Genomic DNA, 23,893 nt, shown 5'->3' with positions numbered 1-23,893 from the left:
CTCGTCTTGTCGCGCTTAATGTGGACTGAAGGGTTCATTTTTTGATACGGGCGCTATCCCAGGGGTTAATGCCGGCGTCAGGTTTGCGCCGCCGCAGCAGCCAGCAGCCGTGGATGTCGGCGCGACGGGCGAAGTCGAACGGGATGCTGGGCACGGTCCAGTCCTCGATCTCATAACGCTGTTCCAGTTCCGCGCGTTCGAGCTTGAAACGGCGAAAATTGTTGGAGAACACGATCACGCCGTCGCGGGTCAGCCGCTCATTGCAGGCATCGAGCAGCTTCACGTGATCGCGCTGCACGTCGAAATCCTCGGCACGCTTGGAATTGGAGAATGTCGGTGGGTCGACAAAGATCAGCCCGTAGTGCCCGCGATCGCGTTGCAGGAAGTCCAGCGCATCGAACTGCATCAGACGGTGACGAGCGCCACTGAAGCCGTTCAGTGCCAGATTGCGCGAAGCCCATTCCAGGTATGTGGCGGACAGATCCACGCTGGTGGTCTCCACCGCGCCGCCCGCCGCCGCATGCACGCTGGCGGTGGCGGTATAGGCGAACAGGTTGAGGAAGCTTTTACCTTTCGCCAGCTCGCGTACCTTGGCACGCACCAGCCGGTGATCAAGAAACAAGCCGGTGTCGAGGTAATCGGTGAGGTTGACTAGGAACTTCAGACCACCCTCTTCCACCTCGATGAACTCGTTGCGTTGATCGAGCTGGCCATACTTGGAGCCGCCCTTGCCACGCTCGCGCGTCTTGATCGCGATGCGTTCACGCGGCACGCCGAGTACTTCACCGGCAACACGGGCAATCTCGCGCAGGCGCAGGCGCGCGATGTCGGCAGGTACGTCGGCCGGCGCACGGTATTCCTGGATGTGCAGGTGATCGTCGCCGTTCGTCGCACCGTAGACGTCGATTGCGGCGGCGTACTCCGGCAGATCCTGGTCATAGGCGCGCCAGCAATGGATGGCTTCGCGGGTCAGCCGCTTGCGCAGGTGCTTGAGGTTCTTCTCCAGCCGGTTCTTCAGCATCTGTGCGCCGGCCGACAGCGGCTTCGGTTCGCGCGGAGCTTCTTCGCGCTTGCCCAGGTCGAACGTCAGCAGCACGGTTTCCAGCGCACCGTTGTACAACACGTAGCGCTTGTCTGCGTGCAATTGCATCGCGCGCCCCAGCTCCACATCACCGGCCAGTACGGCGGCACGCCAGCCGCTGAAGCGGTTGCGCAGCGTGTCACCGAGCGCACGATACAGCTTCGGCATCTCGGCGCGCTCGCCGAGCCGTTCGCCGTAAGGCGGGTTGGTGATGACCAAACCGTAATCGCCCCCCGCAGGTGGCGCGGCGTGCGTCATGTCCTGCCGGTCCAGCGTGAAGAAGCCGGCCACGCCCGCCTCCTGCGCATTGCGTTTGGCCGTCTGCACCATGCGTGGATCGGCATCGCTGCCGAAGAACACGCTGCGCAGACCGCGCAGGCCGGTTTCGGCCCGCTGTCTCGCCTCGTCCAGCAGACCGCGCCACAGCGCAATGTCATGCTGCTGCCAGCCGAGGAAACCGAAATATTCGCGGCGCAAACCTGGCGCCACATCTGCCGCCATCAGCGCGCCTTCGATCAGCAAGGTGCCGGAACCGCACATCGGATCCAGCAACGCGCCGCCGGCGGCGTATACCTCCGGCCAGCGCGCACGCAGCAGCATCGCCGCGGCGAGGTTCTCCTTCAGCGGCGCCTCGCCCTGCACCTCGCGCCAACCGCGCCGATGCAGCGGCGAACCGGCCAGGTCCAGCGACAACGTGGCGCGATCGCGACGCAGGCGCACATTGATGCGGATATCGGGCTCATCCGTGTCGATGCCGGGCCGCGTGCCGTCACGCTGGCGGAACTGGTCGACCACTGCATCCTTCACGCGCAGACCGATGAACTGGCTGTGCGTGAGCTTGCTCATCGCGGTACCGGCATCCACCGCGAAGGTCGCATGCGCGGCCAGATGCCGGCTCCAGTCGATCTCCTGCACGCCGCGATACAAGGCGTCGTCGTCGGCCGCATCGAACTCGGCCAGCGGCAACAGGATGCGGCTGGCCAGCCGCGACCACAGGCAGGCGCGATACGCGGTTTCCAGTGTGCCTGAAAAGTGCGCGCCAGCCAGCGCCTCGCGCACGTCGCTGGCACCGATCGCAATCAGCTCGTCGCGGAGCAGGTATTCCAGCCCCTTCGGGCAGGTGGCAAAGAACAAACCCGATGAAAGCAGGCTCATGCGCCGGCCGCCAGTCGATCGAGCATCTGCCGGAACTGTACGGTGATCACATCCATGCTGGCACCCAGTCGATGGTCGTCGTCCAGTACCAGCAACGGCAGCCGGCGCTGTGCTGCGAGCGCATGCACGCCTGCCAGCGGGCACACGTCGTCCCGCCAGCCATGAATCAACATGGTCGGCACTTCGCGGCGCAGGTCGAACGGACGCGGATAACCGGGGATCGCACTGGGCGTGGCCAGCAGCAGCAACCCGGCCACCGGCACGTCCAGCGACGCCAAGCCGGACACGAATGCGCCCATGCTGGAACCCACCAGCAGCGGCGGCGCATCCAGCGCCTCGATGGTGGCGCGCAGCCGGGCGATCCGCGGCGCCACCGAGCCGGCATGGCCGCGTGCATCGTCGCTGCGGTAATCCGGCCGCTGCGTGCGCCAGCCCAGTGATTCGGCCAGCGCGGCCAGCATACTGACCTTGGTCGCATCCGGACCGGAATCCGAGCCGTGCGAAAGAATGATCTGGCCGCGCATGGCGGTCTCCATGGAAAACTTCGAAAAGCCAAGGCGTGCATGGTAACAGGCGGCGTTTCCGCCCGACCTCGCTGCGTGCGAGACTTGGGCGATGCCACTGACCATCCACGACCAGCCGCTACCCTACGTCCCCCAGCTGCCCGAGCGTACCGCCAGCGCGGTCGAACTGGTGGTGGTCCACTGCACCGAGCTGCCGGATCTGGCCACTGCCCGCGAATACGGTGAAAAGGCGCTGTACGACAACGGCACCGGCAACAGCGGTCATTACTACATCGACCGCGACGGTGCGATTTACCGCTATGTACCCGGCACCCACGTCGCGAACCACGTGCGCGGCCACAACCCGAATTCGATCGGCATCGAACTGGTCAACCTCGGACGCTACCCGCACTGGTGGGATTCGCATCACCAGCAGATGACCGAGCCGTACACCACCGCCCAGATCGCTGCGCTGCGCGCCCTGCTGGCGCAACTGCGCCAGGATTTCCCGAACCTGCGGCAGATTGCCGGCCATGAGGATCTGGATACCGCGCTGATGCCGGCCAGTGACGACCCGGCGAAGGAAATCCATCGCAAGCTCGATCCCGGCCCGATGTTCCCATGGACTGCGGTACTGGAAGACAGCGGCCTGACGCGGATCGGCGCGCACTAGGCGCCAGCCTGCGGCCGGTATAATCGCGCCTTCGCCGCCACAACGAGTTGCTCCCCATGTCGCCAAACCACGTCACCGAACTGGTCGAGCTGCTGCAGCTCGAACGGCTGGAGGACAACCTGTTCCGCGGCCAGAGCCGCGATATCGGTACGCGCTTCGTGTTCGGCGGCCAGGTGCTTGGGCAGGCGCTGGCGGCAGCGCAAGAAACGGTGGACCCGGTGCGCGAGGCGCATTCGCTGCACGCCTATTTCCTGCGCGCCGGCGATATCGAGGCACCGATCGTGTACAGCGTGGAGCGTACCCGTGACGGCGGCACGTTCTCATCGCGGCGTGTGGTGGCGATCCAGCACGGCCAGCCGATCCTGAATGGCTCGATCTCGTTCCAGGTGCCTGAATCCGGCGTCGAGCACCAGACTTCGATGCCGGAGGTGCCCGCACCGGAAGACATCGAACCGCTGCATCCGCTGCCGCCGGACGAACTGGCCCGGCTGCCGGTGAAACTGCAACGCTGGCTGGGCATCGACGGCCCATTCGAGTTTCGCCAGGTATGGCCACGCGACGAGCTGCATCCGGTCAAACGGCCGCCGATCCAGCACATCTGGTTCAAGCTGACCTCGCCGATCAGCGACTCGGCGATCCTGCATCGTGCCCTGCTGGCATACGCGTCGGACTTCCACCTGATCGGTACCGCCACGCTGCCACACGGCATCTCGTACATGACCCACAACGTGCAGATGGCCAGCCTCGACCACGCGCTGTGGTTCCACCGTCCGTTCCGCGTCGACGAATGGCTGCTGTATTCGTTCGACAGCCCGACGGCGCAGGGTGGCCGCGGCCTGGCGCGCGGGCAGATCTTCAGCCGCGACGGGCGATTGGTCGCATCCACCGCGCAGGAAGGACTGATCCGCGTCCGCGGCGACTGAGCCGGTTCAAGGCCGATCGCGTAAACTGCGCACATGCGCCAGATCTATACCTCGCCCCGCCCGGAAAACATCGATCGTGTGGTCGCCCTGATGGCCGAGCACGGCATCGAGGCCACCGTGGCCAATCGGTCCAACTACAACCGCCAGAGCTGGCAGCGCTTCAGCTATACGCAACGGCAGGACAACCGTGACAGCTGGGCGCAGGTGTGGATCACCCGCGCCGACGACTACACCAGGGCGCGTGAACTGCTGCGCCAGATCGGCATCGAGCCGGTAATCCGCCACGCCGACGAACTGGCCGCCGTGCGCAACCCCACCCCGGAAATGCGTCGAGAGCACACCGTGGCCCGCGTGCGCCGTATCGTGATGCTGGTGGTGCTCGCTGCGTGCGCGATGGTGATGTTGCGCTACCTGCACGTGGTCTAGCGAGCGCCAAGTACGGCCCAGCCGTGCGCATGGCGATCCTCAAGCATAGAATCGGGACATGCGCCGTTCCGATCCCGTCCGCCTGTTCCAGACGCTGCCTCACGTGTGCGGCTACTACGCCGAGCGCACGGCACAGAACCTGGTGATCGATCCGGCTGCGCCGCAACTGGACAAGCTGTACGGCGCAGCGCTGGAACGCGGCTTCCGGCGCGCGGGAGGCCATCTGTACTTCCCGCACTGCCCGCAGTGCCGAGCCTGCACGCCATGCCGCATCGATGTGGCGAACTTCCAGCCGGACCGCACGCAACGCCGCTGCCTGAAGCGCAATGCCGACCTCGTCGTCAGTGAATCGATCCCCGGCTACAACCGCGAGCGCCATGGTCTGTACGAACGCTACCTGCAGAGTCGCCATGCCGGTGGTGGCATGGACGATGCCGAAGCCAGCGATTTCCGCCGTTTCCTCACCGCGCCGTGGAGTCCCACGCTGTTCCTGGAACTGCGCCAGCGCGAACGCCTGGTCGCGGTAGCCGTCACCGATGTCTGCGCCAACGGGATTTCAGCCGTCTATACGTTCTACGACCCTGATGAAACTTCACGCAGCCTCGGCACCTACGCGATCCTGCAGCAGCTGGCACTCGCCCGCCGCCGCGACATGCCGTGGCTGTACCTTGGCTTCTGGATCGATGGCCATCCGAAGATGGATTACAAGCGGCGCTTCAGGCCACTGCAGGTTCGCACGGTCGATGGATGGGTGGAGATGCCATAGGCTGGCAACGAGCGCAGCGAGTCCAAACTTCCCGGCACCCCACGTTGGGCTTCGCTTCCGCCTGCCTGACCTATACGGCTTCGGTCGGCTTCGTCGCCTGCGGATACGGATACAGCTTCTCCAGCGGTATAGACAACCCGTCATCGCCCACAACACGACAGTGACTGCGATTGAGCTCGCGCGGTTCGCTGACACCACAGCTGTGCGCGATGATGCCGACCTCCTTCATCACGTTGCTGGCGTAGTGATACACGCGCTCGCTCTTGTCGGTGACGACCAGGCCGCGCTGCAGTTTCGGGTTCTGCGTGGTGATGCCGGTGGGACAGGTGTTGCGGTTGCACTGCAGCGACTGGATGCAGCCCAGTGCCAGCATGAAGCCGCGCGCCGAGTTGACGAAGTCTGCGCCGAGCGAGAGCGCCCATGCGACGTCGTAGGCGGTGATGCACTTGCCCGAGCAGACCACCTTGATGCGTTCGCGCAGGCCCTTGACGATCAGCATGTCGAGCAGGGCCGGCAGCGCCTCGTGCAGCGGCAACCCGACGCCTTCCATCAGGGTTTGCGGCGCCGCGCCGGTGCCGCCCTCGGAACCGTCGACGATGATGAAATCCGGTGCGCTCGCGATGCCGCGCCGATGCACTTCGTCGCACAGCTCGCCGATCCATTCCACACCGCCGAGTACCGCCTTGAAACCTACCGGCTTGCCGGTGAGCTCGCGGATGTGGTGGATTGCGTCCATCAGCTGCGGAACGTTGCCGATGTCGAGGTGACGGTTCGGGCTCTGCGAATCCTCGCCGACCGGAATGCCGCGGATCGCCGCGATCTCCGCGGTGACCTTGGCGCCGGGCAGCAGGCCGCCCATGCCCGGCTTGGCACCCTGCCCCAGCTTGATGCTGACCATCTTCACCTGCTTGTGCGCGCAGATCGCCAGCAGCTTGCCATCGTCGAGCTTGCCGTCCGGCGTACGCACGCCGTACTTGGCGGTGCCGATCTCGAAGATGATGTCGCAGCCGCCTTCGAGGTGATAAGGCGCCAGGCCGCCTTCGCCGGTATCCATCCAGATCCCGGCCTTGGCCGCACCACGCGACAGTGCGCGCACTGCTGGCGCCGACAGCGCACCGAAGCTCATCGCCGAGATGTTGAAGAACGGAGCGTGGCTGTAGGGCTCACGTGCATACGGACCGATCGTTACCGGCACCGGCTTGACGTGATCCACTCCCAGGTCCGGAAACGGCGCGTTTACGAAGAACGGCACACCCTCGGCGCGCAAGTCGCGGCTGGACCCGAACGCGTTGGTGTTGTCCACGTCCTTCGCGGCGCGATACACCCAGGTGCGCTGCGCGCGGTTGAACGGCATCTCCTCGCGGTCGCTGGAATACAGGTACTGGCGGAAGAATTCGCCCAGATGCAGGAACCAGTAACGGAAATGGCCGATCACCGGGAAGTTGCGCAGCACCGCATTGCCGGTCTGGTTGCGATCGGCGACCCAGGTCGCCAGCACGATCACCACCGCCAGTGCGAACAGCAGCAGCGCGAAGGCCGTGCAGAGTTCCACCACCACGACCAGCCAGTGTGCAAATCCCGTCGATTCCATGCTGTTTCCTCTCTCGCGGTTCAGTCGCCTTGCGGCAGTCAGGCTAGCGCATCGTACCGATATCGATACTGGTGCTCACAGCTCGATGCGCAGGCATTTCGCGGCACGCACCGCCTTGGCTACCGAAGCCTCCAGCGTGTCGGCACGGGCCAGTGTCACCGCCATGCGTCGACGCCCCTTGACCGCCGGCTTGCCGAAGATGCGCAACTGCGTATCCGGCTCGGCCAGCGCCTCGGCCACGCCGTGGTAGCGCGGCCCCGAACCGTCGCCCTCGACCAGCACGGCGCACGAGGCTGATGGTCCGTATTGATGGATCACCGGAATCGGCAGACCGAGGATCGCGCGCGCGTGCAGCGCAAATTCGGAGAACTCCTGCGAGATCAACGTGACCAGACCGGTGTCATGCGGGCGCGGACTGACCTCGGAGAAGATCACCGCATCGCCCTTGACGAAAAACTCCACGCCGAACACGCCCCAGCCGCCGAGTGCACCAGTTACTGCGGCAGCCTGTCGCTGCGCCTCGGCCAGCGCAACCGAGCTCATCGGCTGCGGTTGCCATGACTCGCGGTAGTCGCCGTCTTCCTGGCGATGACCGATCGGTGCGCAGAAGCTGACGCCGTCGACGTGTCGCACGGTAAGCATGGTGATTTCGTATTCGAAGGCGACAAACCCCTCGACGATCACCCGCCCCTTGCCGGCACGGCCACCGGACTGCGCGTAATCCCACGCATGCTGCAATTCATCTGCGCTGCGCACCACGCTCTGGCCCTTGCCGGACGAACTCATCACCGGCTTGATCACGAACGGGTAGCCGATCGCCGCAACCGCCTCGCGATACTGCACCTCGTCATCGCAGAAACGGTACGGCGACGTCGGTAGCTTCAGTTCTTCCGCCGCCAGCCGGCGGATGCCTTCGCGATCCATCGTCAGCCATGCCGCGCGGGCGGTCGGGATTACCCGCTGCCCCTCTTTCTCAAGCTCGATCAGGGTAGGCGTGTGGATCGCCTCGATCTCCGGCACCACCAGGTCGGGCCTTTCCAGCTCGATCACCGCGCGCAGCGCGTTGCCATCGAGCATGTCGATCACGTGGCTGCGATGGGCGATCTGCATCGCCGGCGCGTTGGCGTAGCGATCCACCGCGATCACCTCCACCGCATAGCGCTGCAGCTCGATCGCCACCTCCTTGCCCAGCTCACCCGCACCCAGCAGCAGGACGCGCAGGGCGTGATCGGAATGGGGCGTACCAAACGGCTTCATCGGGGGTTCTCCGGCGCGGACAAAGCGCCATTGTATGCGGCTCACATGCCGATCAGGCCGCCATGAGCCGCCTGATCAGACAGCCACGGAGAGGCACTTGAAATTGATATCTTTTTAATATCTACTTTGCATATCTCAGGGAGACAACACCATGAACGAACGCAATGGTTTTTCCTTCGCGGGTATTCCCGTCATCGCTTTCTGCGTTGCCTTGGCCGGAATCGGCATCGTGATGCTGCTCTCGGCTGATTCGACGGCGCCGGGCGCACATGTGATTGGCGCCGCCGCCTCGATGTTCATCGAGGTCTTCATGCTCAAGGGCTTCTTCCAGGTGGCACCGAATGAAGGCCAGGTGCTGCAGTTGTTCGGCAAATACGTCGGTACCGTGCGCGAGGCCGGCCTGCGCTGGACCAATCCGTTCTACAGCAAGCAGCGCCTGTCGTTGCGTGTGCGCAACTTCGAGAGCAGCAAGTTGAAGGTCAACGACAGCGACGGCAACCCGATCGAGATCGCCGCCGTGGTGGTGTGGCAGGTGGTGGATACCGCCGAGGCCGTGTTCTGCGTGGACGATTACGAGAACTACGTGCACATCCAGAGCGAGTCGGCATTGCGCCAGATGGCGCAGAGCTACCCTTACGACTCGCACGACGACGGCAAGCCGTCGCTGCGCAGCCACGGCGACGAGATCAACACGCACCTGCGCGACGAGATCCAGACCCGTCTCGGCAAGGCCGGCGTGCAGGTCACCGAGGCGCGCATCAGCCACCTCGCCTACGCGCAGGAAATCGCCCAGGCGATGCTGCAGCGACAGCAGGCCGGTGCAATCATCGCGGCGCGCACGAAGATCGTCGAAGGTGCCGTCAGCATGGTCGAGATGGCGCTGGAGCAGCTCAGCCAGCGCGGCGTCGTGAATCTCGACGAGGAGCGCAAGGCGTCCATGGTCAGCAACCTGCTGGTGGTGCTGTGCGGCGAGCGCGGCACCCAGCCGGTGGTGAACACCGGCACGCTGTACAGCGGCTGACAAACGCCATGACCCGCGCCGTCAATCGACCACGGCAATACTGAGATCGCATGGCTGCCGAGAAAAAAGCCTATCCGCTGCGTATCAGCGCCGTCGTGCTCGATGCGATGCAGCGCTGGTCCGACGACGAATTGCGCAGCGTGAATGCGCAGATCGAATACGTGCTGCGCGAGGCACTGCGCAGGAACGGACGCCTGAAGCCCGAAAAGACCGCACCACTGGTCGATGACGACAACCACTGAATCTATCCGGGAGAAAACCCGATGGCTGTTACATGGGAATACAAGGTTGTGACGCTGAAACATGGTGGCGGCGGCCTCAAACTCAGCCTGACGCCGACCGACGATGAGGCCGTCGCCGCACTCAACCGCGAGGGTGCGCTGGGCTGGGAGCTGGTCAATGCGGTCTGCGTCGGCCCGGCCCAACCGACTGTGCTGTATCTCAAGCGCCCGCGCTGAGCGGCCACATCCAGGGGGAAATCGCCATGATGAAATCTGCTTTTGCTACCTGTATTGCACTCGGCCTCGGTGTCGCCGGCATGGCGCACGCCGCCACTCCCGACTGCCAGGTCACCTCCGTAAAGATGCTTGACCATCTGGACCAGGCTGACTACGCCGGCGCCACAGCCGATTTCAATGACCGCATGAAAGCCGCACTCGGCGCCGACAAACTGGCCAAAGTCTGGCCGGCCGTCGCGCAACAGTTCGGTGCACGCGGCGCGCGCGGGCAGGCTCGGCTCAGTGAGGTGGGGGGCTATGCCCTGGTGGTTACCCCGCTGCATTACGGCGGGAGCCTAATCGACGCACAGGTGGCCTGTGATGCCAACGGCAAGGTCGCCGGCTTCCACATCAAGCCGGAACACTGAGCCATGCCCACGACATCCCCCGATCTGCCGGTGCGTGGACCACACCTGAAACTGGCGCTGCTGCTGGGCATTGCGGGCATCCTCGCTGCATTGGCACTGAGCCCGTATCTGATGGCGTTGATGCCGCTGAAATTCGCGACACTGCCGATGCCGTTGTGGGCGGCAATCGCCGCGCAGGCGCTGCAGGCAGGCGTGCTGTGCTGGCTGCTCGGCTGGCTGGGCCTGTTCCTCGGCGCGCGTCATGGCCTGGATGCCCCATGGTTGCGCGCCTGGACCTATCGTCGGCCGCGCGATCCTGCCCAACACGCAAACTGGTGGGTGGCCATCCTGCTTGGCGCAGTGGCGGCGCTGCTGGTGATCGGTATCCAGCGGACCGGCTTGCCCTGGCACAGGGTCGACTCGGGCGCGGCCCTCGGCTCGGCCTGGCGTGGCGCGCTGGCTTCGTTCTATGGCGGCATCGTCGAGGAAACCGAATGCCGGCTGTTGCTGGTCAGCCTGTTCGTGTGGCTGCTGGCATGGTGCAACCGGCGGCAGGCGCGACCATGGATGTTTGCGGTCGCGATCGTGCTGGCTGCACTGCTGTTCGGTGCCGGCCACTTGCCGACCGCGTTCGCAATCGGGATGGCGCACGCGCCACTGCCGATCGCCCGCATCGTGTTGCTCAATGCGATGGTCGGGCTGGTGACCGGCACGCTGTTCTGGAAGTACGGACTGGAACACGCGATGCTGGCGCACTTCAGCGCCGACCTGGTGCTGCACGTGGGGTTGCCGCTCGTGGCCAGCCTCTGACCGCGGCAGCACGTCAAGGCGTGCTGGAGGCCACCGTCTTCAGCTGCGGCAGCTCAAGTTCGTTCCGTTTGCCGTCATCGCCCACTACAAACAGGCGACCATCGCGTTGCATGAGCGTCGCGACATCGCCAACGTCTCCGGCGCCGAACCGGCGCACGGGTCGACCGCTGGTGGCGTCATAGACGGTCAATTGATTGGCCTGGTCATCGGCGACCAGCAGCCAGTCGTGACGGGCATCGTGCCAACGCATCAGCGAGCCGGACCCCGGCAGCGGCCGAACCAGACCAAAACCATTCAGCACGATCACCAACAGCAACGCCAGCAGGCTGGCAGCGGCCAACCATGGATGGGTGCGCAGGGTCATCGCGAAGTTCATGCCGGCATGCTGACGCGACGCCATGACAGGCGAATGACGGGTTGGCCGGAATCAACCCCCGCGTGTGCGCAGCGACAGTCCCAGGGCGATCCAGCCGCTGATGAAGGCCACGCCGCCGAACGGGGTGATGATGCCGATCCAGCGCGGCGCGCCCAACGCCAGTGCGTACAGGCTGCCACTGAACAGCACGATGCCGAGCGCGAAAGCCGCCATTGCAAAACGACCGCTGCGACCATGACCAAGCCCGACCGCAAGCACCAGGGCGAGTGCATGCCAGGCGTGATAATTCACCGCGGTGCGCCATAGCTCGCTGGCGTGATCGTCGAGTACGCCACGCAGGGCATGCGCACCAAACGCCCCCAGCAACACCGCGCTGGCTCCGGCAATGCCGGCCAGCAGGCCGGCGTGGGTACTGACAGGTTGTCGCAGCATCGGTGAATTCTCCGGCGGCCAAACCCTCTACTGCAGCCGCTGTCGTATGCTTGATCGGTTGAAGATCCCGGATTCTCGCATGAAGCCCCACCACCTACCGCGCATCGCTCTGCTCTTGCTGCTGCTCGCCGCTGGCCTGTTGTTGGGCGGCTGCCAGCGCAGCGAGCCGCTGCCGCTGCTACTGACCAATGTCAGCGGCCACATGCCTGATCTCGATTTCAAGCTCATCGACGATCATGGCAAGACGGTCACCGGCGCGGACTATCGCGGCAAGGTGGTGCTGCTGTATTTCGGCTACACCCATTGCCCGGATGTCTGCCCGCTGACCCTGGCGCATCTGCATGTGGTGATGCAACGACTGGGGCCACTGGCCGATGGCGCACGCATCCTGTTCGTCAGTGTCGATCCGACCCGCGATACGCCAGACGTGATGCATGCCTACGTCAATGCGTTCGACCCGCGCGCAGTCGGCCTCACCGGCAGCCCGCGCATGGTCGAGGCACTGGTCAAGCGCTACCGCTCGTCATTCACCCGCGAGCCGACCAGCACCGACGGCAACTACGAGGTCAGCCACGGCTCGGCCATCTACCTGTTCGACCGTGACGGCCGCGCACGCGCGCTGGCCACACCGGCAGCCTCGCAGGATGACATCGTTCACGACCTGCATCTGCTGCTCGACACCGGAGCCGCGCCATGAGAGCCGTTCATCTACCACTCCTGCTCGCTGGCCTGCTGCTGACTGGCGGCGCGCATGCCAGTGTTGCCGAACACGTCCATGCCAGCCACGCCTGGATTCGCGTACTGCCTGGCAACCTGCCTGCCGGCGCCTATGTGACGCTGTCCAACGATGGCGACAAGGCGATCGCGCTGAGTGGCGCGAACAGCACAACGTACAGCGAGGTGATGCTGCATCAGAGTTCCAGCGAAGGCGGCATGAGCCGCATGGCGATGGTCGACTCGCTGAGCGTTCCGGCCCATGGCTCGGCCGTGCTGGCGCCGGCCGGCTATCACTTGATGCTGACGAAGCCGATGCGGCCGGTGAAGCCCGGCGACTCAGTCAGGCTGATCCTCCGGTTCACCGATGGCAGCACCCTGGCCACCGATTTCCTCGCACGCCCGGCCAATGCCGTGGACGACAGTCACTGAAAAACATGCCATCCCTGCTTCATTCCGCGGATGGACTGGTCGTCGCCGACGAACGCAGCGTCGGTTGACGCAACGGGCGACGTGGCAGTCGTCCATTGCGCGACAGCCGCAACCACTGGCGCAATGCCAGCAGGCCACCGATCGACTCGATCAGGGCCGCCGGCACCCAGGTGATCACGCCGCCGATCAGTTGCCCGGTCAGCACGTTGAAGGTGAACGCGCGACCGCAGATCTCGAAGATCGGGTACAGGTCGGTCTTCGAAAACGTGACGATGGCACCAGCGAGGATTTGCGGTGTCATGGTGACGGCGGGCGACAGCACGCGCAGGCCGGCCGTCATCCGTCCCGGCGGATGCGGCCGGTGATCGAGCACCAACGACCAGTAGGCGAAGCCACTGATCAGCATCGTCCAGTTCATGAAGCGATAGACCCTCCAGTCCAGCATCGCCAGCGTCTGCAACGACGGAACCAGCCAGATCAGCACGAACACGACGAACAGCAGCGTGGCCACCAGCGGATTCAGGATCACCCCGCTGATCAGGCGCCACGGCCATGATCGCTGCAGCGGACGCAGCACGCGCAGGCGCCACGCCAACGGCAGGCCGGCACGCAACACCGTGGCCGGATAGGTGGCCACGATCAGCAACGGCGCGAGGTGATGCAGCAGCACCTGCTGGATGCGATGCATGAAGAACTCGTGCTCGGCGTAGTAGTCCAGATAGGTATGAAGCGACAAGTAGATGATCGCCATGCCGATCCAGAACGCCAGCTTGCGGCCGAAGCTCACCGGCAAGCGGCGGCTGCCACGCAGGTAGAGCACGCAGGTCGACAGGAAGATCGCGAGAAACACCCACGAAAACTCCCACGGCACCATCCATTTCAACAACGTTGCCATCACGTCAGTACACCAGCGATCCCATCCGACCCGAAACCCATCTGCGATCGCCCAGCATACTGCCGCACAGGTCATTCGCGTTGCGGCAGATTGCCACTCGCAGGCTCGGGTGATACCCGCAATGACCCGTCGTGATCATCTGCGCTGACGGCTGCGCCGGCTGCGGCGCCAGCCATAGAGCAACCCGATCAGCGCCACCAGCGCCGGCACCAGCACGATGTTGATGAATTTCAGGCGCAGCCCGAGCGCGTCAATCTCGGCATTGAGCTGGTGCTGCACCTCGCGCAACTCCTTGTTGATCGCCAGCTGGCGCTGGCGGAACTGCTCGATTTCCTGCCGCTGCTCGGTCGTCATGGTGCTGCCGTGGTTGCCCTTGGACGGCTGCAACTCATCAAGCCGGCGCCGGGTCTCGGCCAACTCCTGCTCCAGCTCGTGCTCCTTCTGCAGGAATTTCTGGTCAGCCACGTTGCGCAGCGCATCCACGCGCGTGAACGGGCGCTGCGAGGTGGAACGGCCGCGGATCGACAGCAGCGCCGAGGAACCGCTGAGGTTGTCGACCAGGTTGGTGACGAAATCGCCGTTGTTGGCGAACGCCTGCATCATCGTCTGGCCGAGCATGGTCTGCGGCTCGACCCACAGGCGGTCGCTGAGCAGGTCGGTATCGGCGACCAGGATCACCTCGGCATTCGGTGCGGAATGGGCCAGATATCCCGGCTGACCGGCACGCTCCGGAAACGCGCTGTCGAGCGTGCCGCGCAGTCGTGCGGCCAGCACGTACTGGTTGTTGTCCGGCTTGTATCCCTGCAGCAGCCCCGCGGGATCGCTGGAAGCATCCAGCACCCGCTGGGTCGGCACTACCTCGGCTTCCGCACTGCTCTGCAGCAGGGGAATCAGCCGCGTGTGCGCATCGTGCGTCAGATCGAAATAGCCGATGGTGGAGACGTTGATCCGCTGCAGGCTGGCCGTGATGGCGTCATCGCGGTTGAGTTCCTGCGTGCCGAGACCGAGCATCGCCGGATGATTGAGGCTGCTGCCGGCCAGTTCGATCTGCAGCGCGCGAGAGCGGTCGAGTACCACCTTGTGCGGGTCGTACAGGACGCCCCACGCCGCAAACAGGCGCGGCAGGTCCGAGCTGTGGTCGGGGAAGGTCGGGCTGTCGGCAGCATAGGGTGTGGTATCGAGCTCCGCGTCCGGATCGACGAACACCGCCAGGTGGCCACCATGCAGCACGTACTGCTCGATTGCATACTGCGCATCGGTTGGCAGCTGCCTGGGATGGATCAGCAGCAGCACCCTGACGCTCTCGTCGACATGCTTCAGCGTGGTCGCGTCCAGCATCCTCACGTCGAACAACTGGTCGAGCTGCTGCATCACCGTCCACGCCGGCTGGCCTAGCATCGGATTGCCGGCGACCGGCAGCGAGCTGATCACCCCGATGGACGGCTTGCTGGCCTGGTTCAGTTCGTACAGCAGCTTCGCGATGTCGTATTCGACAAAGGCCTCGCGTGCCGGGTCGAAGAACGGGATCGACAACGTCTTCTCGGCCACGCGATCGTCTGCGGTCTCGACGTCGGCATTACCCGCCATCGCGCTGCCAGTCAAGCCGAAGAACACCCGCTCGCCATTGCTGCCGCCATTGGCTGCGGTGAGGCCATCGCCTTCCGCACTCGCCTCGTCGTCCGAGTACGGCACCGGATCGATCACCTGCAGGCGGATGCGGCCGTGCGACCGCGCCACCATCTCCTGCAGCATTTCGCGTACGCGCTGCTCGTAACTGCGCAACTGCGGCAGATCGCGGGTCGCGTGGTCGGAGAAATACAGGGTCAGCCGCAGCGGCCGTTTCAGCGTATCGACGATCTGCAGTGTCCCCGGCGTCAAGGTGTACAGCTTGTCGGTGGTGAGGTCGATCCGCGACGCATGCAGCCAACGGCTGCTGGCCACGATCAGTGGCACAAATACCAGCACCAGCAACAACAGTCCCCCATACAGCGCAGTGCGCCGTGTCAATCGCAGCGGGGTGGACAGGACTCGTGGCAGACGCAGGTGGCGCATGGGTCAACGCACCCGTTTCAGGTCAAGCAGCAATACGCCCGCAAGCAGCCAGCCGATCGTGCTGAGCAGGAAATACAGCAGGTCGCGCACATCCAGCACGCCGCGCGAGATCGCCTCGAAATGACGCAGCATCGACAGGTGCGCGACGCCATTGATCAGCTTGCGCGGCAGCGTACCCTGGAAGAAATCCAGCACTTGCGGCTGCCCGGCCAGGATCAGCAGCACACAGACCAGCGCGGTCAGGATGAAAGCCACCACCTGGCTGCGGGTCAACGCCGACAGGCAGGCACCGATCGCGATGAAGGTACCGGCCATCAGCCAACTGCCCAGATAGCCGGCCAGGATCACGCCGTTGTCGGGCGAGCCCAGGTAATTGACCGTGATCCAGATCGGAAACGTCAGCACCAGTGCCAGCCCGATGAACAGCCATGCCGCCAGGAACTTGCCGAGCATGGCCTGCCACAACGTGATCGGCAGGGTCAGCAGCAGCTCCAGCGTGCCCCCTCTGGTTTCCTCGGCCCACATGCGCATGGTCAGCGCCGGCACCAGGATCAGGTACAGCCATGGATGCATCACGAAAAACGGCTGCAAGTCAGCCTGCCCGCGCTCGTAGAAGTCGCCCGCATAGAACGTGAGGATGCCGGCCAGCACCAGGAAGATCACCAGGAACACATAGGCCACCGGCGTCACGAAATAACTGCGCAGCTCACGCCGCATAACCACGCCCGGCAAGGTCATGGCGTTCCCCCGTTCGCCGTATTGGCATGGCTGCCGTCGCGGGTGGTGATCTGCCGGAACACCTCGTCCAGCCGGCCGCGCTCCAGCTGTATCTCCGACACCTCCAGGCCCTGTTCCCGCAACAGGCGCTCGACCGGCTCCAGAATGCGCTCACCGGGCTTCGGAAACACCGTGATACGGCCATCCAGCGGATCGACCTCGATCGACGCCACTTGCGGCAGGCGACCCAGCATTTCCTGCGACATGCCGCTGCCCGGCGCACTGAACGACACCGCGCCGTGATAGCGCGAACGCTGTTCCAGTTCGGCAGGCGTGGCATCGGCCATCAGCTTGCCGTTGGCGATGATCACCACGCGATTGCACAGCGCATGCACCTCTTCCAGCAGATGGGTGGAAATCAGGATCGTGCGCTCGCGCGCCATCATGTCGATCAGCTGGCGCACTGCATGCTTCTGGTTCGGATCCAGGCCGTCGGTGGGCTCGTCGAGCATCAGCACCGGCGGGTCGTGCAGGATCGCCTGGGCCAACCCGACACGTCGGCGCAAGCCCTTCGACAGGGTATCGATGCAGACTCCCAGCACGTCCTCGAGCTGCAGCCGGTGCACCACTTCGTCGAAGCGGCGGTAGCCGACTTCGGGCTTGAGTTCACGCATCCGCACGATGAACTGCAGGAATTCCTGCACGGTCAGCTCGCCATAGCTCGGCGCACCTTCCGGCAGATAGCCCAGCGCACGCTTGGCCTTCGTCGGTTCACGCACGACGTCGTGGCCGCAGACCCGCGCCGTGCCCGAGGTAGGTATCAGGAATCCCGCGATCATCCGCATCGCGGTGGACTTGCCGGCACCGTTGGGGCCCAGTAGACCGAGCACCTGACCGGGCTCGACGCGCATGCTCAGCGCATCCACCGCGGTCAGGTTGCCATAGCATCGGGTGAGCTGGTCGGTTTCGATCATGTCCGCTGGAAAATCATGAGGAATGCGAGGCCGACTGTTGCCATGCGGCAGCCGCGACGTTGCAAGTCGTTTCGCAATGTACCGCAAGACACCCAGGCGGTTCGCATGATGACGCGGCCGCTGCCCGCGGTGGATGCAAAAGCTGCCGACAAAGAAAAGGCCCTTCCAGTCGGAAGGGCCTTTGGTCTCTGCAACGCGCCCGGGTTACTGGGCAGCGCTGGCAGCTGCAGCCGGGGCTGCTGCCGTGCTGGCCGGTGCCGGCGCCGTGCCGGAAGTGGCCGGCGCCCCCGTATCGGGCGACGGCGGCTGGATCCCGGCTTCCTGCTCCGGCGTCTGTGCCGGTGCGTTGGTGATCGGCAGGAACACGTTGTACTTGGCGTAGGTGGTGATGTTGCCGCCGGCGTCCTTCACTTCCGGCGTGACGATGATGTCGTACGGCCGGTTGACCACGTCGTCAAACGTGTAACCGTGGGTCTGCGCATAGGCCTTGAGCAAGTCGCGGGTAAGCGGCACGCCGGCGAACGTGCCGTTCCACACACCCTTCAGGGCAGCACCGCCGAACGCCAGCGTGGCACGCACATCGTTGTCCACCACCAGTCGGCCGAAGCGGTCACGGCTGCCCACCGCGAGCGGTGCGCTGGCGGCGCCAGCGGTGCTGCTGGCGTCAGCCGGCGCGGATGTGTCCAGCGGGGCCGCGGTCGGCGCAGTCAGCTGTTCGCTCTGACCGTTGACAGTCAGCGTGCTGGAGTCGATCGGCAGCGCCACGTCGAAGGTGTAGGTCTGGTCGCCATAGTTGGTGGTGAACAGGATGCGCGGACCCGTCACGTTCACACCGAGCTTCTTGGCCGCCGCCTGCAGTTCCCCGATGGCCTTGCTGGTGGCATCGTCCAGCCCTTCCAGGCCGTCCTTGCGTGCAATCGAGGTGGACACCAGCAGCACCGGCGTCGGCTGGGTCTGCTCGATGTACGGAATCAGCGCGCTGTAATCGACGTTGGCGATACCTGCCAGCACGTTCTGCAGGTTGTTCAGGCTGAACTGCACGAATGCATCGGGGTCGCCATGGATGTACATGCTGGAGAACCGGTTGACCAGGTTCCAGCCGTAGGCCACGTCATACGACCAGGTGACCTGGGTCAGCTGGCCGCGGCTGCCCTGGCGATCCAGGTCCAGCGTGAAGTGCTTGTCCAGGCCGCGCCAGTCGTTGTCCAGATTCCAGACGATGCTGGCGCTCTTGGTGGTGGGCGAGATCTTGTCGAAATCCGGCGTGGCGCTGGCGATGGTCAGACCACCGTTGCCGACCTTGGGATCGGTGCTGGTCCAGCTGACCTCGGCGCCCGGGCCGAAAGCCTTGCCGGAAAAGCTGAACTGCACGTTGTGGTCGTAGCTGCGCAGCACGGCGTAGTCGGGCAGCCGGCGGTAGTTGTCGAGTACATCGTAAACCTGGCGCAGATCCTTGCCGATCACCAGCTGGCGCTCCACATGGCCACTGCCGGGCATGATCACGGCTGCCACGACACCGAGTGCAGCAACGATGACCAGGGCAACAAGAAATTCAAGGACACGCATCATTCCAGAGTTCTCCGAAGCGTCTTTACGCCATACCTAAAGATGTCGCCCCAGCCGCCGCACGGGTCTGCCCAAAGGTTCCCGAGGGCCGTGGCAGGGGGTCGGCAAACGCCGAAGCTACGGATGTTACTTGCTCGCGAGCTGGAACGCTATCCGCCGGCGCATGCGTGTCTGGAAGGCCAAAAACGGGGCGCAAGGCCCCCTGCATCGAGCATGCGGGCGCTCCGCGACCCAGCCGGCCGCAGCCTGCGCCTTGCTCAGACGATGCCCATCTCCAGTGCCTTGAGCACGGCACGGGTACGGTCGCGCACGCCCAGCTTGGAGAGGATGTTGGAAACGTGGTTTTTCACCGTCCCCTCGGCCACTTTCAGCGAATTGGCGATTTCCTTGTTGCTGTAGCCGCCTGACAGCAGCCGCAGGATCTCGGTCTCGCGTTCGGTCAGCGGGTCGGGCTGCTCCAGGCTGGTGAAATGGTTCTGCATCCGCGAGACACCTGCCATCAGGCGCTGTGTGACCATCGGCGCCACCAGCGAACCGCCGCCAGCGACGGTGCGCACCGCTTCCACCAGTTGCTCCAGCGAGACATCTTTCAGCAGATAGCCGCGCGCACCGGCCTTGAGGCCCTGCAGCACCAGTTGGTCGTCATCGAAAGTGGTGAGGATGATGGTGGGTGGCAACTCGTTGCGCACCGACAGTGCCTGCAGCACCTCCAGCCCGCTCATGTTCGGCATGCGCAGATCCAGCAGAACCACGTCGGGCTTGATTCGCGGAATATCCTGCACCGCCTGCGCGCCGTCGGCACACTCGGCCACCACGCGGATGTCTTCCGCCAGGTCCAGCAGCGAACGTACCCCCTGGCGCACCAGATTCTGGTCGTCAACGAGACAAACGGAGATCATCGCGAATCCTCGGAGAAACATGACTCGGGGACGGCCCGGACGCCGCCCTGCCAGCGAAGGCGCATTCTGCCACGCCAACACCCGTGCGAACCGCCAACATTACGACACATTCAATGCAGGCGGCTCAAATCGTGACGGCGCATGCGCCAGTGCGGTGTGCTCGCCCAGTGGCAGCCGCACGGTCAGGGCAAACCCCCGGCTCAGACCGGTGTCCAGCGTCATGCTGCCGCCAAATTCGGCCAGCCGCTCGCGCATGCCGGACAGACCGTTACCCGGCTCGACCTGCTCGGCACCGCGGCCATCGTCACGCGCATGCAGTCCCAGCAGGCTTTCCCCGGCATAGGCAAAATTCAGCCACAGGTTGCGCGCACCGGCATGCCTGGCGGTATTGGTGATGATTTCCTGCGCGCAGCGCAGCAACACCTGCGCACGACGCGGATCCTCCACGCTGAAGCGTGGCGGCATGACCACGTGCACATTCAGTCCCGGCACGCCTTCGGTAAGGCTGCGCAGTGCCTGGGTCAGGTCGATGGCGTCGTCCTGGCGCAACTCGCTGACCACTTCGCGTACATCGGCGAGCAGCAGCCGGGCCGTGCTCTGTGCCTTGCGCACATGGGCGCCAGCCGCTTCGTTGGTGAGGTGGCTGGCCACCTCCAGGTTCAGGCTCAGCGCGGTCAGGTGATGGCCGATCAGATCATGCAGATCGCGCGCAATGCGCATGCGTTCGGCAATGCGGCTGGACTCGGCCAGCAACGCGCGGGTCGCGCGCAGTTCGGAATTCAACCGGCGCTGCCCTTCACGTTGCTCGGCCTGCTGGCTGGCCACCGTCGAAGTGATGAATACCAGCACCGAAATGCCCAGGTAGATGCTCGCCTGCAGGAATCCCAGCCCGATGCTGTGGTCGTATTCGGGAAAGGTGGCAAAGATCGCGACCAGGCTCAGGTGCTGCAATACAAGCCAGAAAGCGGCAAGCCAGAACGGCAACAGCCAAGGCAGCACCAGCGAGGCGACCACCATCAGCATCGCCGAAAGGCCGCTGTGGCTGTACCAGCCCACCGCCACCGCCGCCGCCGTCATCAGGGCCAGTCCCAGCAGTTTCAGGCCTGGGTAGCGGCGTGAGCCGAGGTTGCTGGTCAGCAGCCAGTACATCAGGCCGAAGACCAGGTAACACAGCGTCCACAGCAACAACGAGAAATTCGGGCGCTGCAACTGATTGAGCCGCTCGGTGGCCCAATTGGTAATCAGTGGCGTGCCCACCGACAGGTAGGTGAAGAAGCCCGCATAACGAAGCAGGCGGATGTGATTGAAGAAAGGCCAGCGCATACCAGCATCATTGAGGGCGCATCGTTTTCACGCAATGCGCGAGAAGTCATGGATGGCTGCTGCAACTGCCGGACAGCCAGCCGCTTTACGAAGCCTTTACATGTGCCCTTGCGAGATGAACCCGCACCGGCCGCATGTCATAATGCGCCCATTGTGAGGTCGACCCGTCGACCTTGGGTTCCTGTCCTCATTTCATTGCGGAGCAACGAATGGCCCTTGCCATCCGCGACGTGCGCGAGCACGACCTAGATGCCGTGCTGGCGCTCAACAACGCCGCCGGTCGCTCCATCCTCGCCCTTGATGCCGCCCGGCTGCGCTATTTCCATGAGCACGCCGAGTATTTTCGCGTGGCCGAGATCGACGGTCATCTGGCCGGGTTCCTCATCGCCCTGCGTGAAGGCGGGGATTACGAGAGCCCCAATTATCGCTGGTTCGCCGAACACTACCCTCAGTTCGTCTACATCGACCGCATCGTGATCGCGAATGCCTACCGTCGTCACGGGCTGGGCCGGATCTTCTATTGCGACGTGCACAGCTACGCCGAAGTGCGCGTGCCGCTGCTGACCTGCGAGGTGTTCCTGGAGCCGCGCGACGACGTGGTGGTGCTGTTCCATGGTACCTACGGTTTCCAGGAAGTCGGCCAGCAACGCATGGGCAAGGATGGTCCACAGGTCAGTCTGCTGGCCCGCGATCTGCCCAGTTACGCCTATGTGCGCGATACCTGGCTTGAGCACGGCGGCTTGCCGGACGTGCCATGGCTGGCCGAACGCGAACGCCCTTCCCTGCACGACAGCAACCCGCGCCGTCTCGCCGGAGAGCGGCGCCCATGAATGCGAAAATGGATACTTCCGACGCCTGTGACCTGCGTTTCGGCCAGGTCGGCATTGCCTGCGTGCGTGTGCGCCGGGTCGACGCGGCCTCGCTGTGCGATGAGCTGGAGCGACGCGTGCGCGCCGCACCGCAGATGTTCTCCCGAGCAGCTGTGGTACTGGACCTGAGCCACCTGCTCAACCTGCCCGACGATGGTGCCGTCGATGCGCTGCTCGAAGCCGTGCGCAGCGCCGGCATGCTGCCGGTCGGCCTGGCTTACGGCACCAGCGAGACCGAGGCACTCGCCAAGCGCATGGGATTGCCGCTGATTGCGAAGTTCCGGGCCGCCTACGAGCCGATCAGCGGTGGTCAGGCAGCTGTCGAACCGGCTGCTCGTACCGAGCCAGCCGCCCCGGTTCAGCGCGAACCGATCCTGTCCGCGCCTGCACCAGGCAGCATGCAGGGTGCCCAGCACCATGCCAGCTCGGTACGTTCAGGCCAGCAGATCTATGCGCGCGACCGCGACCTGATCGTCACCGGCGCCATCGCCAACGGCGCCGAGGTGATCGCCGACGGCAACATCCACATCTACGGGGGGCTGCGCGGTCGTGCCATGGCCGGCGCGCAGGGTGACGAGAAGGCGCGCATCTTCGTCTCCGACTTCCGCGCCGAACTGGTAGCGATCGCCGGTCACTATCGCGTGTTCGAACAAATTCCTGACGACCTCGAAGGCCAGTCCGTGCAATGCTGGCTCGAAGGCGAAAAACTGCTGATCGCCAAGTTGTGATCAGCGACAACAACAACGACAACAAGAACTACACCGGGAGATGGGCCATTGACTGCTGAGATTATCGTTGTCACCTCCGGCAAGGGCGGCGTCGGCAAGACGACGACCAGTGCCTCGCTGGCCACCGGCCTGGCGATGGCCGGCAAGAAAGTCGCCGTCATCGATTTCGACGTCGGCCTGCGCAATCTCGATCTGATCATGGGCTGCGAGCGGCGCGTGGTGTACGACTTCGTCAACGTCGTGCATGGCGAGGCGACGCTGAAACAGTCGCTGATCAAGGACAAGCGCCACGAGAACCTGTACGTGCTCGCCGCCAGCCAGACGCGCGACAAGGATGCGCTGACCCAGGAAGGTGTCGAGAAGGTGCTCGACGGTCTGTCCGAGGACGGTTTCGACTATGTCGTATGCGATTCGCCGGCCGGCATCGAAAAGGGCGCGCATCTGGCGATGTACTTCGCCGATCACGCCGTCGTGGTGGTCAACCCCGAGGTGTCCTCGGTGCGTGATTCGGACCGCATTCTCGGCCTGCTCGCCAGCAAGACCCGGCGTGCCGAAAAAGGTGAGGGACCGGTCACCCAGCACCTGCTGCTGACCCGCTACAACCCGGCCCGCGTCGCCATCGGCGAAATGCTCAGCGTCAAGGATGTCGAGGAAATCCTCGGTATCGAGGTGGTCGGGGTCATCCCCGAATCGGAAAACGTGCTGACGGCCTCCAACAACGGCATCCCGGTGATCGTCGATGCCAATTCACACGCAGGTCAGGCCTATAGCGACACCGTGGCTCGCATTCTCGGCGAAGAGCGCCCCCTGCGCTTCATCGACGTGCCCAAGAAGGGCTTTCTCCAGCGCGTGTTCGGAGGTTGATC

The 23,893-nt window shown here is 64.5% G+C and carries 27 protein-coding genes; 14 read left to right on the top strand and 13 right to left on the bottom strand.

The window, feature by feature from the left end; translation table 11 throughout:
- Nucleotides 1-34 precede the first annotated feature (34 nt).
- Both rlmKL and B0E50_RS11435 read right to left on the bottom strand, forming a co-directional pair.
- On the bottom strand, nt 35-2,236 hold the full coding sequence (gene rlmKL / locus B0E50_RS11440) for a bifunctional 23S rRNA (guanine(2069)-N(7))-methyltransferase RlmK/23S rRNA (guanine(2445)-N(2))-methyltransferase RlmL (protein WP_077441305.1): 2,202 nt from the start codon (nt 2,234-2,236) through the stop codon (nt 35-37).
- A complete protein-coding gene (locus tag B0E50_RS11435) occupies nt 2,233-2,760 on the bottom strand; it encodes an alpha/beta hydrolase (protein WP_077441382.1) in 528 nt (175 codons plus the stop codon). Before B0E50_RS11435 ends, rlmKL begins: the two co-directional genes overlap by 4 nt.
- Before the next feature lie 91 nt (nt 2,761-2,851).
- Between B0E50_RS11435 and B0E50_RS11430 the strand changes: the two genes are divergently transcribed.
- The 4 genes from B0E50_RS11430 to B0E50_RS11415 are packed head-to-tail and all read left to right on the top strand — an operon-like array spanning nt 2,852 to nt 5,527.
- Nucleotides 2,852-3,412 carry an N-acetylmuramoyl-L-alanine amidase gene (locus B0E50_RS11430; RefSeq protein ID WP_077441304.1) on the top strand — a complete coding sequence of 187 codons (561 nt, stop codon included), beginning with the start codon at nt 2,852-2,854 and terminating at the stop codon, nt 3,410-3,412.
- 56 nt (nt 3,413-3,468) lie between these two features.
- The gene (locus B0E50_RS11425; protein WP_077441303.1) at nt 3,469-4,335 is read left to right on the top strand and encodes an acyl-CoA thioesterase II; all 867 of its coding nucleotides are present in this window, start codon (nt 3,469-3,471) and stop codon (nt 4,333-4,335) included.
- Between the two features lie 33 nt (nt 4,336-4,368).
- The gene (locus tag B0E50_RS11420) at nt 4,369-4,761 is read left to right on the top strand and encodes a DUF2007 domain-containing protein (RefSeq protein WP_077441302.1); all 393 of its coding nucleotides are present in this window, start codon (nt 4,369-4,371) and stop codon (nt 4,759-4,761) included.
- A 58-nt stretch (nt 4,762-4,819) separates the two neighbouring features.
- Nucleotides 4,820-5,527, top strand: a complete 708-nt coding sequence (locus B0E50_RS11415) for an arginyltransferase (RefSeq protein WP_077441301.1) — start codon at nt 4,820-4,822, stop codon at nt 5,525-5,527.
- A gap of 70 nt (nt 5,528-5,597) precedes the next feature.
- On the opposite strand, the gene B0E50_RS11410 is transcribed toward B0E50_RS11415, so the two are convergent.
- The gene (locus tag B0E50_RS11410) at nt 5,598-7,118 is read right to left on the bottom strand and encodes an FMN-binding glutamate synthase family protein (RefSeq protein ID WP_077441300.1); all 1,521 of its coding nucleotides are present in this window, start codon (nt 7,116-7,118) and stop codon (nt 5,598-5,600) included.
- 75 nt (nt 7,119-7,193) lie between these two features.
- Entirely contained in the window at nt 7,194-8,375 is a 1,182-nt protein-coding gene (gene purT / locus B0E50_RS11405; protein WP_077441299.1) for a formate-dependent phosphoribosylglycinamide formyltransferase, read from the bottom strand.
- A gap of 151 nt (nt 8,376-8,526) precedes the next feature.
- Here purT and B0E50_RS11400 point away from each other — a divergent pair, with 151 nt between their 5' ends.
- From B0E50_RS11400 to B0E50_RS11380, 5 genes are read left to right on the top strand one after another with little or no spacing between them, the layout of a single operon-like run.
- Nucleotides 8,527-9,396 (top strand): SPFH domain-containing protein, encoded by an 870-nt coding sequence (locus B0E50_RS11400; RefSeq protein WP_077441298.1) that lies wholly within the window; start codon nt 8,527-8,529, stop codon nt 9,394-9,396.
- 50 nt (nt 9,397-9,446) lie between these two features.
- A complete protein-coding gene (locus B0E50_RS11395; RefSeq protein WP_077441297.1) occupies nt 9,447-9,638 on the top strand; it encodes an Arc family DNA binding domain-containing protein in 192 nt (63 codons plus the stop codon).
- A 21-nt stretch (nt 9,639-9,659) separates the two neighbouring features.
- Nucleotides 9,660-9,854 carry a DUF4177 domain-containing protein gene (locus B0E50_RS11390; protein ID WP_077441296.1) on the top strand — a complete coding sequence of 65 codons (195 nt, stop codon included), beginning with the start codon at nt 9,660-9,662 and terminating at the stop codon, nt 9,852-9,854.
- Nucleotides 9,855-9,880: 26 nt separating this feature from the next.
- On the top strand, nt 9,881-10,261 hold the full coding sequence (locus B0E50_RS11385) for a DUF3887 domain-containing protein (protein ID WP_077441295.1): 381 nt from the start codon (nt 9,881-9,883) through the stop codon (nt 10,259-10,261).
- 3 nt (nt 10,262-10,264) lie between these two features.
- The gene (locus B0E50_RS11380; RefSeq protein WP_077441294.1) at nt 10,265-11,050 is read left to right on the top strand and encodes a CPBP family glutamic-type intramembrane protease; all 786 of its coding nucleotides are present in this window, start codon (nt 10,265-10,267) and stop codon (nt 11,048-11,050) included.
- Between the two features lie 13 nt (nt 11,051-11,063).
- On the opposite strand, the gene B0E50_RS11375 is transcribed toward B0E50_RS11380, so the two are convergent.
- Both B0E50_RS11375 and B0E50_RS11370 read right to left on the bottom strand, forming a co-directional pair.
- On the bottom strand, nt 11,064-11,426 hold the full coding sequence (locus B0E50_RS11375; RefSeq protein ID WP_139350840.1) for a hypothetical protein: 363 nt from the start codon (nt 11,424-11,426) through the stop codon (nt 11,064-11,066).
- Between the two features lie 51 nt (nt 11,427-11,477).
- Complete coding sequence (locus B0E50_RS11370) at nt 11,478-11,855, bottom strand: DUF423 domain-containing protein (RefSeq protein WP_077441381.1); 378 nt, start codon at nt 11,853-11,855, stop codon at nt 11,478-11,480.
- 82 nt (nt 11,856-11,937) lie between these two features.
- On the opposite strand from B0E50_RS11370, the gene B0E50_RS11365 reads away from it, so the two are divergent.
- Together B0E50_RS11365 and B0E50_RS11360 are read left to right on the top strand one after the other, a co-directional pair.
- Nucleotides 11,938-12,555, top strand: a complete 618-nt coding sequence (locus B0E50_RS11365) for an SCO family protein (RefSeq protein ID WP_077441292.1) — start codon at nt 11,938-11,940, stop codon at nt 12,553-12,555.
- Nucleotides 12,552-13,004 carry a copper chaperone PCu(A)C gene (locus tag B0E50_RS11360; protein WP_077441291.1) on the top strand — a complete coding sequence of 151 codons (453 nt, stop codon included), beginning with the start codon at nt 12,552-12,554 and terminating at the stop codon, nt 13,002-13,004. The genes B0E50_RS11365 and B0E50_RS11360 overlap by 4 nt, the downstream gene beginning before the upstream one ends.
- Nucleotides 13,005-13,023: 19 nt before the next feature.
- Here B0E50_RS11360 and B0E50_RS11355 read toward each other — a convergent pair whose 3' ends face one another.
- The 7 genes from B0E50_RS11355 to B0E50_RS11325 all read right to left on the bottom strand — a co-directional run bounded on the left by B0E50_RS11355 (nt 13,024) and on the right by B0E50_RS11325 (nt 21,430).
- Nucleotides 13,024-13,902, bottom strand: a complete 879-nt coding sequence (locus tag B0E50_RS11355) for a cytochrome c oxidase assembly protein (RefSeq protein ID WP_077441290.1) — start codon at nt 13,900-13,902, stop codon at nt 13,024-13,026.
- 132 nt (nt 13,903-14,034) lie between these two features.
- Nucleotides 14,035-15,951 (bottom strand): Gldg family protein, encoded by a 1,917-nt coding sequence (locus tag B0E50_RS11350; protein ID WP_077441289.1) that lies wholly within the window; start codon nt 15,949-15,951, stop codon nt 14,035-14,037.
- 3 nt (nt 15,952-15,954) lie between these two features.
- Nucleotides 15,955-16,689, bottom strand: coding sequence for an ABC transporter permease subunit (locus B0E50_RS11345; protein WP_077441288.1), 735 nt, complete (start codon nt 16,687-16,689; stop codon nt 15,955-15,957).
- Entirely contained in the window at nt 16,686-17,642 is a 957-nt protein-coding gene (locus tag B0E50_RS11340; protein WP_077441287.1) for an ABC transporter ATP-binding protein, read from the bottom strand. The genes B0E50_RS11345 and B0E50_RS11340 overlap by 4 nt, the downstream gene beginning before the upstream one ends.
- Before the next feature lie 204 nt (nt 17,643-17,846).
- Nucleotides 17,847-19,211: a polyketide cyclase gene (locus B0E50_RS11335; RefSeq protein ID WP_077441286.1), complete on the bottom strand. Its 1,365-nt coding sequence runs from the start codon at nt 19,209-19,211 to the stop codon at nt 17,847-17,849.
- Between the two features lie 254 nt (nt 19,212-19,465).
- A complete protein-coding gene (locus tag B0E50_RS11330) occupies nt 19,466-20,107 on the bottom strand; it encodes a response regulator transcription factor (RefSeq protein ID WP_077441285.1) in 642 nt (213 codons plus the stop codon).
- A 99-nt stretch (nt 20,108-20,206) separates the two neighbouring features.
- Nucleotides 20,207-21,430: a sensor histidine kinase gene (locus B0E50_RS11325; RefSeq protein ID WP_077441284.1), complete on the bottom strand. Its 1,224-nt coding sequence runs from the start codon at nt 21,428-21,430 to the stop codon at nt 20,207-20,209.
- 209 nt (nt 21,431-21,639) lie between these two features.
- Between B0E50_RS11325 and B0E50_RS11320 the strand changes: the two genes are divergently transcribed.
- From B0E50_RS11320 to minD, 3 genes are read left to right on the top strand one after another with little or no spacing between them, the layout of a single operon-like run.
- The gene (locus tag B0E50_RS11320; RefSeq protein ID WP_077441283.1) at nt 21,640-22,260 is read left to right on the top strand and encodes a GNAT family N-acetyltransferase; all 621 of its coding nucleotides are present in this window, start codon (nt 21,640-21,642) and stop codon (nt 22,258-22,260) included.
- Nucleotides 22,257-23,027 carry a septum site-determining protein MinC gene (gene minC / locus B0E50_RS11315; RefSeq protein ID WP_077441282.1) on the top strand — a complete coding sequence of 257 codons (771 nt, stop codon included), beginning with the start codon at nt 22,257-22,259 and terminating at the stop codon, nt 23,025-23,027. The genes B0E50_RS11320 and minC overlap by 4 nt, the downstream gene beginning before the upstream one ends.
- Before the next feature lie 48 nt (nt 23,028-23,075).
- Complete coding sequence (minD, locus tag B0E50_RS11310) at nt 23,076-23,891, top strand: septum site-determining protein MinD (protein ID WP_077441281.1); 816 nt, start codon at nt 23,076-23,078, stop codon at nt 23,889-23,891.
- Nucleotides 23,892-23,893: the final 2 nt, after the last annotated feature.

This window comes from Rhodanobacter sp. C01, assembly GCF_002001045.1.
Classification (GTDB): Bacteria; Pseudomonadota; Gammaproteobacteria; order Xanthomonadales; family Rhodanobacteraceae; genus Rhodanobacter.
Note: the sequence above shows the minus strand (reverse complement) of the source record. Positions and strands in the feature narration are given on the sequence as shown.

Coding starts and splice junctions, on each gene's coding strand:
- B0E50_RS11410 (WP_077441300.1), bottom strand. CDS start 7,118: ATGGAATCGACGGGATTTGCACACTGGCTGGTCGTGGTGGTGGAACTC.
- B0E50_RS11350 (WP_077441289.1), bottom strand. CDS start 15,951: ATGCGCCACCTGCGTCTGCCACGAGTCCTGTCCACCCCGCTGCGATTG.
- B0E50_RS11395 (WP_077441297.1), top strand. CDS start 9,447: ATGGCTGCCGAGAAAAAAGCCTATCCGCTGCGTATCAGCGCCGTCGTG.
- B0E50_RS11345 (WP_077441288.1), bottom strand. CDS start 16,689: ATGACCTTGCCGGGCGTGGTTATGCGGCGTGAGCTGCGCAGTTATTTC.
- B0E50_RS11320 (WP_077441283.1), top strand. CDS start 21,640: ATGGCCCTTGCCATCCGCGACGTGCGCGAGCACGACCTAGATGCCGTG.
- minC (WP_077441282.1), top strand. CDS start 22,257: ATGAATGCGAAAATGGATACTTCCGACGCCTGTGACCTGCGTTTCGGC.
- B0E50_RS11435 (WP_077441382.1), bottom strand. CDS start 2,760: ATGCGCGGCCAGATCATTCTTTCGCACGGCTCGGATTCCGGTCCGGAT.
- B0E50_RS11325 (WP_077441284.1), bottom strand. CDS start 21,430: ATGCGCTGGCCTTTCTTCAATCACATCCGCCTGCTTCGTTATGCGGGC.
- B0E50_RS11335 (WP_077441286.1), bottom strand. CDS start 19,211: ATGATGCGTGTCCTTGAATTTCTTGTTGCCCTGGTCATCGTTGCTGCA.
- B0E50_RS11420 (WP_077441302.1), top strand. CDS start 4,369: ATGCGCCAGATCTATACCTCGCCCCGCCCGGAAAACATCGATCGTGTG.
- B0E50_RS11425 (WP_077441303.1), top strand. CDS start 3,469: ATGTCGCCAAACCACGTCACCGAACTGGTCGAGCTGCTGCAGCTCGAA.
- purT (WP_077441299.1), bottom strand. CDS start 8,375: ATGAAGCCGTTTGGTACGCCCCATTCCGATCACGCCCTGCGCGTCCTG.
- B0E50_RS11430 (WP_077441304.1), top strand. CDS start 2,852: ATGCCACTGACCATCCACGACCAGCCGCTACCCTACGTCCCCCAGCTG.
- B0E50_RS11375 (WP_139350840.1), bottom strand. CDS start 11,426: ATGAACTTCGCGATGACCCTGCGCACCCATCCATGGTTGGCCGCTGCC.
- B0E50_RS11330 (WP_077441285.1), bottom strand. CDS start 20,107: ATGATCTCCGTTTGTCTCGTTGACGACCAGAATCTGGTGCGCCAGGGG.
- B0E50_RS11340 (WP_077441287.1), bottom strand. CDS start 17,642: ATGATCGAAACCGACCAGCTCACCCGATGCTATGGCAACCTGACCGCG.
- B0E50_RS11380 (WP_077441294.1), top strand. CDS start 10,265: ATGCCCACGACATCCCCCGATCTGCCGGTGCGTGGACCACACCTGAAA.
- B0E50_RS11390 (WP_077441296.1), top strand. CDS start 9,660: ATGGCTGTTACATGGGAATACAAGGTTGTGACGCTGAAACATGGTGGC.
- B0E50_RS11415 (WP_077441301.1), top strand. CDS start 4,820: ATGCGCCGTTCCGATCCCGTCCGCCTGTTCCAGACGCTGCCTCACGTG.
- B0E50_RS11385 (WP_077441295.1), top strand. CDS start 9,881: ATGATGAAATCTGCTTTTGCTACCTGTATTGCACTCGGCCTCGGTGTC.
- B0E50_RS11360 (WP_077441291.1), top strand. CDS start 12,552: ATGAGAGCCGTTCATCTACCACTCCTGCTCGCTGGCCTGCTGCTGACT.
- B0E50_RS11365 (WP_077441292.1), top strand. CDS start 11,938: ATGAAGCCCCACCACCTACCGCGCATCGCTCTGCTCTTGCTGCTGCTC.
- B0E50_RS11400 (WP_077441298.1), top strand. CDS start 8,527: ATGAACGAACGCAATGGTTTTTCCTTCGCGGGTATTCCCGTCATCGCT.
- rlmKL (WP_077441305.1), bottom strand. CDS start 2,236: ATGAGCCTGCTTTCATCGGGTTTGTTCTTTGCCACCTGCCCGAAGGGG.